13 protein-coding genes are annotated in these 13563 nt (G+C 71.4%); 5 read left to right on the forward strand and 8 right to left on the reverse strand.

What is annotated here, in order from left to right; genetic code table 11:
- The coding region (gene tnpA, locus ACFQLX_RS21655; protein ID WP_386417634.1) for an IS200/IS605 family transposase at window positions 1-226 on the reverse strand (226 nt) is incomplete at its 3' end.
- A gap of 32 nt (window positions 227-258) precedes the next feature.
- On the opposite strand from tnpA, the gene ACFQLX_RS21660 reads away from it, so the two are divergent.
- A complete protein-coding gene (locus ACFQLX_RS21660; protein ID WP_386417636.1) occupies window positions 259-1431 on the forward strand; it encodes an RNA-guided endonuclease InsQ/TnpB family protein in 1173 nt (390 codons plus the stop codon).
- On the opposite strand, the gene ACFQLX_RS21665 is transcribed toward ACFQLX_RS21660, so the two are convergent.
- From ACFQLX_RS21665 to ACFQLX_RS21695, 7 genes are all read right to left on the reverse strand, one after another.
- Complete coding sequence (locus ACFQLX_RS21665; RefSeq protein ID WP_386417638.1) at window positions 1399-1668, reverse strand: hypothetical protein; 270 nt, start codon at window positions 1666-1668, stop codon at window positions 1399-1401. The genes ACFQLX_RS21660 and ACFQLX_RS21665 overlap by 33 nt on opposite strands.
- Before the next feature lie 242 nt (window positions 1669-1910).
- Window positions 1911-3089 (reverse strand): FUSC family protein, encoded by a 1179-nt coding sequence (locus ACFQLX_RS21670; protein WP_386417640.1) that lies wholly within the window; start codon window positions 3087-3089, stop codon window positions 1911-1913.
- Between the two features lie 35 nt (window positions 3090-3124).
- Entirely contained in the window at window positions 3125-4606 is a 1482-nt protein-coding gene (gene zwf, locus ACFQLX_RS21675; protein ID WP_386417710.1) for a glucose-6-phosphate dehydrogenase, read from the reverse strand.
- Between the two features lie 130 nt (window positions 4607-4736).
- The gene (locus tag ACFQLX_RS21680; protein ID WP_386417641.1) at window positions 4737-6227 is read right to left on the reverse strand and encodes a sugar porter family MFS transporter; all 1491 of its coding nucleotides are present in this window, start codon (window positions 6225-6227) and stop codon (window positions 4737-4739) included.
- A 32-nt stretch (window positions 6228-6259) separates the two neighbouring features.
- On the reverse strand, window positions 6260-6502 hold the full coding sequence (locus ACFQLX_RS21685) for a LysR family transcriptional regulator (RefSeq protein ID WP_386417643.1): 243 nt from the start codon (window positions 6500-6502) through the stop codon (window positions 6260-6262).
- Window positions 6503-6523: 21 nt separating this feature from the next.
- Window positions 6524-7345, reverse strand: coding sequence for a formate dehydrogenase accessory sulfurtransferase FdhD (gene fdhD, locus ACFQLX_RS21690; protein WP_386417645.1), 822 nt, complete (start codon window positions 7343-7345; stop codon window positions 6524-6526).
- Window positions 7346-7391: 46 nt separating this feature from the next.
- The gene (locus ACFQLX_RS21695) at window positions 7392-9707 is read right to left on the reverse strand and encodes an FdhF/YdeP family oxidoreductase (protein ID WP_386417712.1); all 2316 of its coding nucleotides are present in this window, start codon (window positions 9705-9707) and stop codon (window positions 7392-7394) included.
- Window positions 9708-10086: 379 nt separating this feature from the next.
- On the opposite strand from ACFQLX_RS21695, the gene moaA reads away from it, so the two are divergent.
- The 4 genes from moaA to ACFQLX_RS21715 all read left to right on the forward strand — a co-directional run bounded on the left by moaA (window position 10087) and on the right by ACFQLX_RS21715 (window position 13447).
- A complete protein-coding gene (gene moaA, locus ACFQLX_RS21700; RefSeq protein WP_386417647.1) occupies window positions 10087-11121 on the forward strand; it encodes a GTP 3',8-cyclase MoaA in 1035 nt (344 codons plus the stop codon).
- Window positions 11122-11196: 75 nt separating this feature from the next.
- Complete coding sequence (locus tag ACFQLX_RS21705) at window positions 11197-11520, forward strand: DUF6457 domain-containing protein (RefSeq protein WP_386417648.1); 324 nt, start codon at window positions 11197-11199, stop codon at window positions 11518-11520.
- Window positions 11517-12773, forward strand: coding sequence for a molybdopterin molybdotransferase MoeA (locus tag ACFQLX_RS21710; RefSeq protein ID WP_386417650.1), 1257 nt, complete (start codon window positions 11517-11519; stop codon window positions 12771-12773). The genes ACFQLX_RS21705 and ACFQLX_RS21710 overlap by 4 nt, the downstream gene beginning before the upstream one ends.
- 56 nt (window positions 12774-12829) lie before the next feature.
- The gene (locus ACFQLX_RS21715) at window positions 12830-13447 is read left to right on the forward strand and encodes a DUF899 family protein (protein WP_386417652.1); all 618 of its coding nucleotides are present in this window, start codon (window positions 12830-12832) and stop codon (window positions 13445-13447) included.
- The last annotated feature ends 116 nt before the right edge of the window (window positions 13448-13563 follow it).

The raw sequence follows: 13563 nt of genomic DNA on the forward strand, positions 1-13563 counted from the left end.
GGTAGTGGATCAAGAGATGGACGTGGTCGGTCTCGCCGTTGAACTCCGTCAGTTGGGCGCCGAAGTCGGCGCACACGTCTCGCATGATCTCCTCACAGCGCGTAAGGATCTCGTCGGTGAAGGGCCCGCGCCGGTGCTTCGGTGTGAAGACCAAGTGCGCGTGGAGGGAGTGAACGACTGTTCTACCCCTCCTCAGATCGGGGTTTGGTTCCCATCGAGGTGACATGGACAGATTGTAGGAGTGCTAGCGTGGCGGTCATGAAGCTGGTGGTGCGGGTCAAGCTCCTGCCAACGCCTACGCAGGCGGCGGCACTTGAGGCAACCCTGCACGCCTGCAACGAAGCCGCGACCTGGGCTGCCCAGGTCGCCTTCGACGCCGACGTGCGCCGTCCACTGGACCTGCGCAAGCACACCTACACCGAGATCAAGGAACGGTGGAAGTTGGGCGCGCAGGCCGCCCAACATTCGATCAAGAAGACCTGTGACGCCTACACCACCCTGAACGCCAACCTGCGTAACGGCCGCTACGGACGCCCGGGAACCAAACGCCACACCCGCGCGGCAGGCAAGCCGATCACCTTCCGGCCCGAGGCGGCCCAGCCCTACGACGATCGCATGCTCTCCTGGCAGCACGAGCAGCGCACCGTCTCTATCTGGACCACCGCGGGACGGATGAAGAACGTGGCCTTCGCCGGGCAGGAAGAGCAGTTGGCCGTGCTGGCCGCGCATCGTCGGGGCGAGTCCGACCTCGCCTACCAAAACGGGATCTGGTACCTGATCGCGACCTGCGAGATCCCCGAACAACCCCTCAACACCGACCCGGTGGGCTTCCTCGGTGTCGACCTGGGCATCGTCAACATCGCCGCCACCAGCGACGGCACACGTCACAGTGGCAGATCGATCAACCGCCGACGCGAGAAGGACCGGGCGCTACGGTCCAAGCTGCAGAAGAAGGGCACGAAGTCCGCGAAGCGGCGGGCGAAGAAGTACGCGGGCCGCGAGGCCCGCCGCAACAAGGACATCAACCACAAGATCAGCAAGCGGATCGTGGCGGAGGCTGAACGCACCGGACGCGGGATCGCCCTGGAAGACCTGGGCGGCATCCGCGAGCGGGTACGGCTGAGAAAGCCCCAACGCACCACGCTCCACTCCTGGCCCTTCCACCAACTCGGCACCTTCCTCACCTACAAGGCCAAACGCGCCGGGGTCCCGGTGGTGTACGTCGATGCGGCCTGCACCAGCCAGGAATGCTCCCAATGCCACCACATCGACAAAGCCAACCGGCCCACCCAGGCCCGGTTCGTGTGCAGGTCCTGCGGTTTCGTTGAACACGCGGACCACAACTCGTCCCACAACATCGCCCACCGCGGGTGGATCGCGTGGGTCCGCGGGGCCCAGTCAACGGCCCCAGCCCTCACACTCCTCACGTGAAAGGCCGGACGCAGCCGGACCCATCACAGCCAGTGATGACCCGAGCAGCAAACCCGGGATCTTCAGTCCCGGGTAGTTGACGTTGAAGGTCCTGTTCTGCACCTTCATGTCGACGGCGATCGCCCCGGAGGCCATGGCGCCGCCGATGCCGCCGGCCGCGAGCAGGAACGGCACTGCGCAGGCCAGCGAGCGCCACCAGTGGATCCGCCCCTCCTCCAGGGGCCCGGCGTGGCTCACGGGACGGTCACCGAGAGCGTGCCGGAAGGGGTGATGCGGCGCTCCGCGCCGGTGGCGTCGACCTGCTCCGCAGGTCAGGTGGCTGCGACACTCCGTGTCGCTGCGACGGGATGCGATTCCTCCCGGGCGTGAACGCCCGGGGCTCCTCGCAAGAGCACGCTGAACACGGCTGTTACTGACGGGATGTATATCACTCGTGGGGGAGGCGGCGTCCAGCGGTCCGACCGCGACCGGGGCAGCGCTCACGTGTCCTTCTCCTGTGGGCCCTGCGAGTCCTGCGGTTGACGTGGCCGCTCCCGGGGCGCGCGTCGGCGGCGGGAGGGCCAGGGCGCGTAGGCGGCCGGGTTGGGCAGGCTGAGCCGCGCCGGGTTGCCGATCTCCACCGTGTCCTCGTCGTTGTGCGCGCGCTCGTGCACCACCCGGTTGGCCGTCTTGTCCGGGGTGCCCAGGAAGACGAGGACGTCGCGGACGACCAGCAGCACGCTCTCGCTGATGGCGACCTGCTGGGTGCCGGCGTGCGTGAGGCTGACGTCCCCGGCGACCTTCAGCGCGCGGCGCGCGGCGTGCCTGCGCACCGACCGGCTGTCCGGCGCCGCGGCGAGCATCCGCAGGACGTGCGAGAGTTCGCGCACCTCGGGCGCCAGCCTGCCGCGGTGCTCGGAGGTGGTGTCCATCGCGGCCCGGGCGAGGGTCAGGCAGCTGTTGCTCAGCAGGTCCAGATCGCGCGCGGCGTTGCTCTCGCGCTGGACGGGCTCGCGCTGGCCCCACCAGAAGGGGACGTGGCGGACCGCGGAGAGGATGTTGTCGCGGGCCGCGCCCAGCATGACCAGTTCCTCGTAGACCGGCCGCAGTTGCTCCCACAGCTGCGACTGGGGTTCGCGCTTGGGCCCGTCCAGCGACTGCGAGGTCATGAACAGGACGTCGGAGAGCACCCGCAGGATGTTCGACTCCGCCCGGCGCAGGGTGGCCAGCGGGTGGGCGGGGAAGAGCAGTTGGCTGAACAGGAGCGCCACGCCGCCGCCGATGAGCACCTCGAAGGTGCGCTGGTGGCCGGCCTGGGTGCCGGCGACGACGGAGATGACCGCGCTGACCCCGGACTGGGCCATCGTGATGCGCTGCGGGTCGATCAGCTGGGTGACCAGCAGCGCGAAGAGCGTGGCCACGCCGACGGCCAGGGCGTTGGAGCCGATCAGGTAGTAGGCGGCCTCCCCGATGAGGACCCCCGCGATGACGCCGAGCACGACGCGCACCGCGTTGGCCCCGCGCCCGCCGCGCGGGGTGTTGAGCGCGACGAGCGCGGAGATCGGGGCGAAGATCGGCAGCGCCTGGTCCAGGAGCGCGTGGGCGAGGCTCCAGGCGAGCACCACGGCCAGGGACTGCTGCAGCACCGGCCAGAAGCAGTCCTTGATCTGGCGCCACACCGGGGCCGTACGCTCCATCGTGGGCGGCGCGGCCGCTAGTCGGCCGGGGTGGGGGAGCCGACGGGGTTGCCGTCGAAGAGCAGCCTGCCGGGGTTGTGCCAGCCGTCCACCAGGCCCGGCAGGTCGTCGGCCGCCGCCGGTCCCCAGCTGCCCGGCTCGTAGGGCAGCGGGGGGTGGGGGTAGTCCAGCATCGGCTCCGCCACCCGCCAGCACTCCAGGATGGTGGGGTAGAAGGCGAAGCAGGTCGGGTCGCCGATGATCGCGCCGTAGAGGATGTTCTCGTACGGCAGCTCCTGGCGGCCCATGACCTGCGCGTAGTCCACGCCCATCGGCACGCTCACCGGCGGGCCGCCGTCCTTGGGGCGGCGCACCATCAGGTCCGCGCGGATGCCGGTGTCGTAGTCGAGGCGGAAGCGCACCAGGTCGGGCGGGGTGCCCTCGGTGTCGAAGCCGGCGAAGAGGTCCATCGGCGGCTTCTTCAGCTGGACGACCACCTCGGTGGCGGTCAGTGCGAGGGCCTTGCCGCTGCGCATGTAGAACGGCACGCCCGCCCAGCGCCAGTTGTCGACGAACAGGCGGGTGGCGAAGTACGTGTCGGTGGTGGAGCCGGGCGTGACGCCCTGGACGTCCTGGTAGCCGGTGTACTGGCCGCGCACCGTGTCGGCGGGCTCCATCGGGCGGGTGGCGTTGAGGACCCGCCACTTCTCCATGGCCTGCGAGCCGGAGGTGGAGTTGTTGGGCGGGTCCATGGCGAAGTAGGCCAGCACCTGCATCATGTGGTTCTCCACCACGTCGCGCAGGCAGCCCACCGCGTCGTAGAAGGAGCCCCGGTCGGCGACGTCGAAGTCCTCCACCAGGGAGATCTGCACGTTGTCGACGTAGTCGCGGTGCCAGACGGGCGCCAGGAGCATGTTGGCGAAGCGGGCGACCATCAGCGACTCCACCGCCGTGTTGCCCAGGAAGTGGTCGACGCGCAGCAGGTTGTCGGGCTTGAAGTAGCCGGTGAGGCTGGCCTCCAGCTGCTTGGCCGAGGCCAGGTCGTGCCCGAAGGGCTTCTCCACCACCAGGCGCGCGTTGTCGTTGAGGCCGGCCTTGGCGAGGGCGGCGGCGACCACGGTGAACAGCGAGGGCGGTACGGCCAGGTAGTGCGTGAGGAAGCCCCGGCCGGCCGTCGCCTCCTTCAGCTTGTCGAAGGTGGCGGGGTCGTCGAAGTCGCCGGTGACGATGCTCAGCAGGGACGCGAAGCGGGCGAAGACGTCCTCGTCGATCTCCACGCCGGCGTCGACGAGGTCCTCGCGGGCCTGCTTGCGCAGGGTGTCGTCGTCCCAGTCGCAGCGGGCCACCCCGACGACCGGGACGGTCAGCTTCCCGGCCTTGGTGAGCTGGTAGAGGGCCGGGAGCAGCATCTTCTTGGCCAGGTCGCCGGAGATGCCGAAGAGGACCAGCGCGCCGGCGCTGGGCAGCTCGGAGGTGGCGAAGGGGGAGGCGACGTCCGAGGCGGGGGGTGAGGTGGGCATCGGCGCGGTGGTCGACTCGGGGGTCTGGGAAGGGGTCGTCGAAGGGGTCATCGAAGCGGGTGCCTTTCCTGTCTGGTCCTGATCCGGTCCTGATCCGGCCCTGCCGTGGGGGAGGGGCGGGGGAGGGGCGTCAACTGCCGGACTTCCCGCCGCCCTTGCCCGAGGAGTGGGACGGGGCGTCCAGCGGCTCCTTGCCGAAGCGCTCCAGCAGGGCGTCCTGGATCTCCAGGGCGTCCTTGCCGCGCGTCTCCGGCAGGTACTTGCTGACGAAGACGAAGGCCAGCGCGCAGATCACCGCGAAGATCCAGAACGTCTCGCCCTGGCCGATGGCGCTGGCCACCGGCAGGAAGGCGAGGCTGACGAGGAAGTTGGCGATCCAGTTCACGGCGGTGGACAGGCTGGAGCCCTCCGCCCGCACCGACGGCGGGAAGATCTCACCGATCAGGGTCCAGAACACCGGGCCCATACCGCCGGCGAAGGCCGCGATGTAGATCACCATGAACAGCAGCGTGAGCACCGAGCCCATGTCGAACACGAAGGCCAGGCCCAGCAGGAAGACCGAGACGGACATCAGGCCCAGCGACCACAGCACCATCGGCCGCCGGCCGGTCTTGTCGACGATCTTGACGGCGACCAGCGTCATGAGGAAGTTGATGATGCCGATGGCGATCGAGTAGAAGATCGAGTTCGAGGCGTTCAGGCCGGTCTTCTCGATGATGGTCGGCGCGTAGTAGATGATCGTGTTGATACCGCCGAACTGCTGCACCGCCGCCAGGGTCAGACCCATGATCAGCGCCGGGCGGATGTCGGGGGTCAGCAGCTGCTTGATGCCGTGCGAGTCGGGGTCCTCGGCCTTGGCCTTCGCCTTGGCCTGCTCCGCGGCGATCGCGTCCTGCGTGCGCTTGACCACCGCGTCGGCGACGTCCTTGCCCGCGAGCGCCGCGATGCCCTTGCGGGCCCGCTCGGCCTTGCCGGTGGAGATCAGCCACTGGGGGGACTCGGGCAGCAGCCACAGGGACGCCACCACCAGCACCAGCGCCGGGATGGCGCCGCAGGCGAACATCGCCCGCCAGTCCTCGGACGGCGAGAAGATGAGGTTGACCATGTACGCGACGAGGATGCCGATGGTGATGAGCAGCTGGTTGAGCGTCAGCAGCCGGCCGCGGATCGCCGTGGGGGCGATCTCCGACAGGTACACCGGCACGGTCGCCGAGGCGGCGCCCACCGACAGGCCCAGGATGATGCGGCCCACCATCAGCATCGCGTAGCCGGTGGCGAAGGTCGCGATGGCCGTACCGACGAGGAAGACGACGCCGACCAGGCCCAGCGCCTTGCGCCGGCCCAGCTTGTCGGCGAGCTTGCCCGCCATGCCGGAGCCCACGACCGCGCCGATGAGCAGGACGCTGACGACGCTGCCCTGTTCGAAGGAGTTGAGGTCGAAGTCCTGCTTCAGATAGAGCAGCGCGCCGGAGACGACACCCGTGTCGAAACCGAACAGGAAGCCGCCGACCGCGATCAGGTACGCCCACTTCTTGATCTGCTTGATCGCCTTCGGCGGCAGCACGATCTCCTCGGAGATCGGGCCGTGCGTGCCGGGTTCTCGTGAGAAACCCTGAACCATGTCCGTGTCCTCGATTCTCGACTGCCCCGAGATCATGGTCGGGGCGGCGGCCGGACACGGATACCGAGGTGGGCCGATCGGGTGAGGCCGGGCAGCTCAGGACGCCGGGGTCTCCAGCGCCGGAGCGATACGGGCCTGGCGCGCCGCACCAGCAGCCCGCCCAGCTCCTCCTCCAGCGTGCGCACGCCCTCCGGGAGCGCGGGCTGGGAGACTCGGCAGGTACGGGCCGCGGGCGCGAAGCGCTCCTCGCGGGCGAGGGCGACCGGGTGCTCCAACTGCCGGAAGAGCAGGGCCGGTTACGAGATCCGCTCGGCGCCGGTGTAGACGTTCATCGACTCCCCGCGCAGGAAGCCCACCAGCGTCATCCCCGACTCCTGCGCCAGGTCCGCGGCCAGCGAGGACGGCGCCGAGACCGCCGCCAGCAGCGGGATCCCCGCCATCACGGCCTTCTGCACCAGCTCGAAGGAGGCCCGCCCGCTGACCATCAGCACACTCCCGCGCAGCGGCAGCAGCCCCTCCCGCAGCGCGTGGCCCACCACCTTGTCGACCGCGTTGTGCCGCCCCACGTCCTCGCGCAGGCACAGCAGCTCGCCGGCGGCGGAGAAGAGCCCCGCCGCGTGCAGCCCGCCCGTGGCGTCGAAGACGCGCTGGGCGGCGCGCAGCGCCTCGGGCAGCTGCGCCAGCTCCTTGGGCGAGATCCGCAGCGGATCCTCGGCCACCGACCAGGGCGCGACGGTGCGTACCGCGTCCAGGCTGGCCTTCCCGCACAGCCCGCAGGCGGAGGTGGTGTAGAAGTTGCGCTCCAGGGAGGCGTCGGGCGGCGCCACCCCGGCAGCCAGCGCCACGTCGACGACGTTGTACGTGTTGGAACCGTCGTCGGTGGCCCCCGCGCAGTAGCGGATCGCGGCCACCTCCCCGGCCGCGCGCACCACGCCCTCGCCGACCAGGAAGCCGCACGCCAGGTCGAAGTCGTCGCCCGGCGTGCGCATCGTGATCGTCAACGGCCGCCCGCCGACGCGGATCTCCATCGGCTCCTCGGCCGCCAGGGTGTCGGGCCGCCGCGTCACCACCCCGTCGCGGATGCGCACCACCGGCCGGCGCACCGTCACCCGTCCCATGCCCGACACCCTCTCCCGTGCAGCCCGGCGCCCGCCGTGCGGACCCTCAGGCGTCCTGTTCGATCGTCACGTCCATCTGCTTGGACAGCGGCTGGTCGCTCTGGGCGCTGTAGTCGCTGACCGAGATCAGCTGGTTCAGCTCCGGCATGTACCCGGCACTGACCCCGCGCGGCATGTCGTGCTCGACCGCGAGGAAGCCCTTCAGCACCCGCACGGTGCCGTCCTTGGCGTACGCGGTGACCTTCGTCGGGTCGAACTGCGCCAGTCCGCGCTCGCGCATGTCGTCCTTGTTCATGAAGATCAGCGTGCGCAGGTTGTGCACCCCGCGGTAGCGGTCGTTGTCGCTGTAGATCGTGGTGTTCCACTGGTCGTGCGAGCGCATCGCGCCCAGCACCAGGCGCCCGGGGGCGGGGACGACGTCGGGCAGCGGCGCGTGCGAGAACTCCGCGCGCCCCGACGGGGTGAGGAAGACCAGCTCGCGGGCCGGCTGCTTGATACGGAAGCCCATCGGCTGGCGCACCCGGCGGTTGAAGTCCTCGAAGCCGTACAGCACCTTGGCCATGGTGTCGCGGATGCGGTCGTAGTCCTCGACGTACCACTTCCACGGCGTCTGACTGTCGGGCAGCGCGGCGCTCGCCAGCCCGGCGATGATCGCGGGCTCGGAGAGCAGCTGCTCGGAGGCCGGCTCGCGGTTGCCGCGCGAGAGGTGGACCATCGACATGCCGTCCTCGACCGACAGTGCCTGCAGGCCGGTCTTCTGCTCGTCCTTCTCGGTGCGGCCCAGGCAGGGCAGGATCAGCGCCTGCTTGCCGTGGACGAGGTGGCTGCGGTTGAGCTTGGTGCTGACGATGACCGTCAGGTCCGTCTTGCGCAGAGCGGCGTAGGTGAAGCGGGTGTCGGGGGCGGCGAGCGCGAGGTTGCCCGCCATCGAGACGAAGACCTTGATGTCGCCGCGGTCCATCGCCTCGATGGTGCCCACCACGTCGTAGCCCCTGGTGCGGGGCGGGTCGATGCCGCAGACCTCGGCGAGCTTGTCGAGGAACGCCGCGTCGGGCTCGTTGGTGATGCCGCAGGTGCGGTTGCCCTGGACGTTGCTGTGCCCGCGGTTGGGGGCCGCGCCCGCGCCCTCGCGGCCGATGTTGCCGCGCAGCAGCAGGACGTTGATGATCTCGCGGATGGTGTCCACGGCGTGCTCGTGCTGGTTGACGCCCAGCCCCCAGGTGATGATCGCCCGGTCGGCCTCGCGGTAGATGCGCGCCGCCTTGCGGATCTCCTCCAGGCTCACGCCCGACTGGTGGACGATCTCCTCCCAGGAGGTCTCCGTCACCACCCTGCGGTAGTCCTCGAAGCCGTGGGTGTAGCGCTCCAGGAACTGCCGGTCGACGGCCTGCTCGTCCGTCTCGGCCATCTCCAGCGTCGCCTTGGCGATCCCGCGCATCAGCGCCATGTCGCCCGCCGCGCGCGGCTGGATGTCGAGGTTGCTGGTGGGGGTGGCGTGGAAGGTCGCCATCGCCAGGATCTCGTGCGGGATGATCGTGCGGGTGGCGCCCGCCTCGATGAGCGGGTTGATGTGGACGATCTTCTTGCCGTCGCGGTAGAGCTGCGCCAGCGGGGTGAGCATGCGCGGCGCGTTGGAGGCGGTGTTGATGCCCATCACGAAGACGGCGTCGGAGTTCTCCCAGTCCTTCAGGTCCACCGTGCCCTTGCCCGTGCCCAGCGACGCCTCCATCGCGCGGGTGCCGGCCTCGGTGCACATGTTGGCGCAGTCGGGCTGGTTGTTGGTGCCCAGCTCGCGGGCCATCAGCGAGTACAGGAACGACGCCTCGTTGCCCAGCCGCCCCGAGGTGTAGTACGCAGCCTGGTCGGGACTCTCCAGCCGGCGCACCGTGTCGCCGAAGAGCTTGAAGGCGTCCGCCCAGCTGATCGGCACGTAGTGGTCGCTGAGCGCGTCGTAGACCATCGGCTCCGTCAGCCGGCCCTCGGCCTCCAGATCGTGGTCGTTCCACTCGAACAGCTCGCTGACCGAGTGCTTGGCGAAGAACTCGCGGGTGGTGCGCTTGGGCGTCATCTCCCACGTGGTGTGCTTGATGCCGTTCTCGCAGAGGTCCAGCTCCAGGTCCTTGGTGTCGCCCCACGCGCACCCCGGGCAGTCGAAGCCGCCGTCGTCGTGGTTCATCTTCAGCATCTCGAGCGAACCGATGACCACCTCCCGGTCCTTGACCAGCACCTCGGCGACCGCCTTCGCCGCCCCCCAGCCCGCCGCCGGATGCGTGTACGGCTTCGACTTCGGCGGCCCCGACGGTACGGGCCCCACCCGCGGCTCCAGCGGCTCCTGGGAGGCGGCCGCCTCCTGCCGCGCGATCTCCGCGTCGCCCTCGAACAGCTCCTGATCACCCACGGATATCTCCTCAGTACTATTTTCCCCACCCGCGAGGTTATGCCGCCGCCGGGTGGCAGCCGGGGTCAACACCTGGGCAAACGAGGGAAAGCCCCGGCCCGGCGCGATAGGCGCTCTCTATCAGGCGATTCGGAATTCCTTTTTGACAGCAGCCGCGACATTTCACGATGATGACGCGAAAGGACGCGGAATCCGGAAACGGGAGTTCGGGAATTCCCGACAGCTCCGGGGCGACGGAGTCGGCGTGGCGGTCACGGCGGCCGGGGCTTCGATGACACCCTCGGCACGTCGAGCGACCGGCCCCGTACACAGACCGCAGACCGCAGATCCGGAAAGGGGAGCAGTGTCCGCAGCCCCCGCCCGCCCGCGCGGCGAAGCCGCCCCGCTGCTGGACCGCTTCGGCCGCGTCCACACCGACCTGCGCCTCTCCCTCACCGACCGGTGCAACCTGCGCTGCACGTACTGCATGCCCGCCGAGGGCCTGCGCTGGCTGCCGCGCCCCGAGGTCCTCACCGACGACGAGATCGTCCGCCTGGTGGCGATCGCCGCCGGCCGCCTGGGCATCACCGAACTGCGCCTGACCGGCGGCGAACCGCTGCTGCGCCGCGGCCTGCCCGGCCTCCTCGCCCGCCTCGCCGCCCTGCCCGGCGCCCCCGGGATGTCCCTCACCACCAACGGCATCGGCCTCGCCCGCCTCGCCGCCCCCCTGCGCGCCGCCGGCCTGACCCGCGTCAACGTCAGCCTCGACACCCTGCGCCCCGAGCGCTTCACCGCCCTGACCCGCCGCGACCGCCTCGCCGACGTCCTGGCCGGCCTCGCCGCCGCCCGCACCGCCGGCCTGGACCCGGTGAAGGTCAACGCCGTCCCCGTACGCGGCGTCAACGACGACGAGATCGCCGACCTGGTCGCCTTCGCCGCCGCACACGGCTACCGGATGCGCTTCATCGAGTCGATGCCCCTGGACGCCCAGGGCGACTGGCGCCGCGAGCAGCTGGTCACCGCCGAGGAGATCCTGGGCGCCCTCGCCGCACGCTACGAACTCCACCCCCTCGCCCGCACCGACCGCGCCCCCGCCGAGGAGTGGCGCGCCGTCGACCGCCAGAGCGGCGCGCACACCCCGGTCGGCGTCATCGCCAGCGTCACCCGCCCCTTCTGCGGCACCTGCGACCGCGTCCGCCTGACCGCCGACGGCCAACTGCGCAACTGCCTCTTCGCCACCGAGGAGTCCGACCTGCGCGCCCTGCTGCGCACCGGCGCCGACGACAGCGCCATCGAGGCCGCCTGGCGGGCCTCGGTGGCCGGCAAGGGCCCCGGCCACGCCATCGGCAGCCCCGCCTTCCGACGCCCCGACCGCCCCATGTCGGCGATTGGGGGGTGACCGGGGGCTGATCGGGGCTGATCGGGACTGGGGGGCGCGTACGTACCAGCAGTGTCTAGGGATGTGGAGTGGACGATGAAGACCTGGATCGACGCCGTGAAGACCGAGCTCGACCTCGACCTGGCGGTCGACGTCCCCGGCCTGCTGGACGTCACCAAGACCGTGGCCCACGGAGTCGCCCGCCCCGCCGCGCCCCTGACGTCCTTCCTCATCGGCTACGCGGCCGCCCAGGCCGGCGGCGGACCCGAGGCCGTCACCGAGGCCAGCCGCCGCGTCGAGGTGCTCGCCGCCCGCTGGAGCGCGGAAGACGCGGCCGGGCGTACGGACAGCACGCCGCGCCAGGACACCCCGCCGCGCCAGGACAGCGGCGACCGCCTCGACCGCACGGCCACGGCATGAACCCCACCGCCCCCGCCGAAGCACCGGCGGCCCCAGGCCGTACCCGCACCCCCGACAGCGCCCACCACCACCGCTCCCGCACCACCTGGGACGAGGCCCACGCCACCGCCCGCACCTGCGCCCCCGCCCCCCTGCCCGCCGTCGCCCACACCCTGGCCGACGCCCTGGGCTGCGCGCTGGCCCGGCCGCTGGCGGCGCTGACCGACCTGCCGTCCTTCGACACCTCCGCCATGGACGGCTGGGCCGTCGCCGGCCCCGGCCCCTGGCGGCTGCACGGCGCGGGCGTCCTGGCCGGCGCGCACCCCGCCCCGCTGGAACCCCGCACCGCCGTCCCCATCGCCACCGGCGCCCCCGTCCCCGCCGGCGCCACCGCCGTCCTGCGCCGCGAGCACGGCCTCGCCGACGCCGGCACCCTGCACCTCACCGCCCCGCGCCCCCTCGCCCCGCGCGGCGACATCCGCCCGCGCGGCCAGGAGTGCGCGGCGGGCGAGGCGCTCCTGCCCGCCGGTACGCCGGTGACCCCGGCCGTGCTGGGCCTGGCGGCCGCCGCCGGCTACGACCGCCTGCCCGTGCACCGCCGGCCCACCGTGGACGTCCTGCTGCTGGGCGACGAACTGCTGCACAGCGGCCTGCCCCGCGCGGGCCGGGTACGCGACGCGCTGGGCCCGATGCTGCCGCCGTGGCTGGAGCGAACAGGCGCGCGGGTACGGGGAGTCCAGCCGATCCCCGACGAACTGGACGCGCTGCAGCGGGCGTTGGCGGCGACGGACGCGGACGTGGTGGTGACCACCGGTTCCACGGCCGCCGGCCCCGTCGACTTCCTGCACACCGCGCTGGCCCGCGCGGGCGCGCGCCTGCTCGTCGACTCGGTGGCCGTGCGCCCCGGCCACCCCATGCTCCTCGCCCACCTCCCCCCGGCCCCCGACGGCCGCGCCCGCCGCCTGGTCGGCCTGCCCGGCAACCCCCTGGCGGCGGTGGCGGGCGTGGCGACCCTGGCGGCCCCCCTCCTGACGCGCCTGGCGGGCCACCGCGAGGCCCCGCTTCGTACGACGCCGGCGGCGGTGGCGCTCCCCGGCCACCCCCACGACACACGCCTCCTCCCCGTCCACCTCACCCCCGAGGGCGCCACCCCGGCCGCCTTCGACGGCCCGGCGATGCTGCGGGGGCTGACCCTGGCCGACGCACTGGCGGTGGTCCCGCCGGGGGGCGCGGCGCAGGAGGCGCGGGTGCGGCTGCTGGGGGTGCCGCGCTGAGGGGACAGCCCTCGGGGCGCCGATGAGTTTTCGACGGTCGGCGGGTCAGTCCCGGTATGACTGCTACCAACATGCCGCCGGCCGTCTCCCGTTCGGAGTGGCTGGCCGCGAACGAGGCCCTGCGGGGCCGGGAGAAGGCGCACACCCGGGAGGGCGACGCGATCGCCGCCGCCCGGCGCCGGCTGCCCATGACCGAGGTCGATCCGTCCACACCGCTTGTCGCGGGCGGCGGGAAGGTCTCCCTGATAGACGCCTTCAAGGGGCGGAGCCAGCTGTTCGCCTCGTACCACATGTGGCACGACGGCCGTAGTGCCGCCGACCAGTGCGAGGGCTGCACCTTCTTCACCGGCCAGGTCCGCGAACTGTCCTATCTGCACCAGCGCGACGTCACCTTCGCCGTCCTCTGCCAGGGCCCCTACGAGGAGTCCGACCGCTACCGCCGCTTCATGGGCTGGGACCTGCCCTGGTACTCCGTCCCCGCCGAGTCCCGTGAACTGCTCCTCGCCGGCCGCCACTTCGGCATGAAGGCGTGCTACCTGCGCGACGGGGAACGCGTGTACGAGACGTACTGGACGACCGGCCGGGGAGTGGAGCCCATGGCGCCCTCCTACGGCATCCTCGACATGACCGTCCACGGCCGACAGGAGACCTGGGAGGACTCCCCGCAGGGCTAGCCGCAGCCGTACGAGGCCCGCGGTCAGCAGTTCCGCCAGGACGGCCGGCCGAGCGCGCAGTGGGCGCGCCTTGCCGCCGGTCACGACGACGACCTCCGCAACGGGCAGCCCGTCAC

Origin of the sequence: Streptomyces polyrhachis, from assembly GCF_042663125.1 — a bacterium.
GTDB lineage: Bacteria > Actinomycetota > Actinomycetes > Streptomycetales > Streptomycetaceae > Streptomyces > Streptomyces polyrhachii.

Coding starts and splice junctions, on each gene's coding strand:
- ACFQLX_RS21660 (WP_386417636.1), top strand. CDS start 259: ATGAAGCTGGTGGTGCGGGTCAAGCTCCTGCCAACGCCTACGCAGGCG.
- ACFQLX_RS21710 (WP_386417650.1), top strand. CDS start 11,517: ATGAACCCCACCGCCCCCGCCGAAGCACCGGCGGCCCCAGGCCGTACC.
- ACFQLX_RS21680 (WP_386417641.1), bottom strand. CDS start 6,227: ATGGTTCAGGGTTTCTCACGAGAACCCGGCACGCACGGCCCGATCTCC.
- ACFQLX_RS21705 (WP_386417648.1), top strand. CDS start 11,197: ATGAAGACCTGGATCGACGCCGTGAAGACCGAGCTCGACCTCGACCTG.
- zwf (WP_386417710.1), bottom strand. CDS start 4,606: ATGCCCACCTCACCCCCCGCCTCGGACGTCGCCTCCCCCTTCGCCACC.
- ACFQLX_RS21715 (WP_386417652.1), top strand. CDS start 12,830: ATGACTGCTACCAACATGCCGCCGGCCGTCTCCCGTTCGGAGTGGCTG.
- fdhD (WP_386417645.1), bottom strand. CDS start 7,345: ATGGGACGGGTGACGGTGCGCCGGCCGGTGGTGCGCATCCGCGACGGG.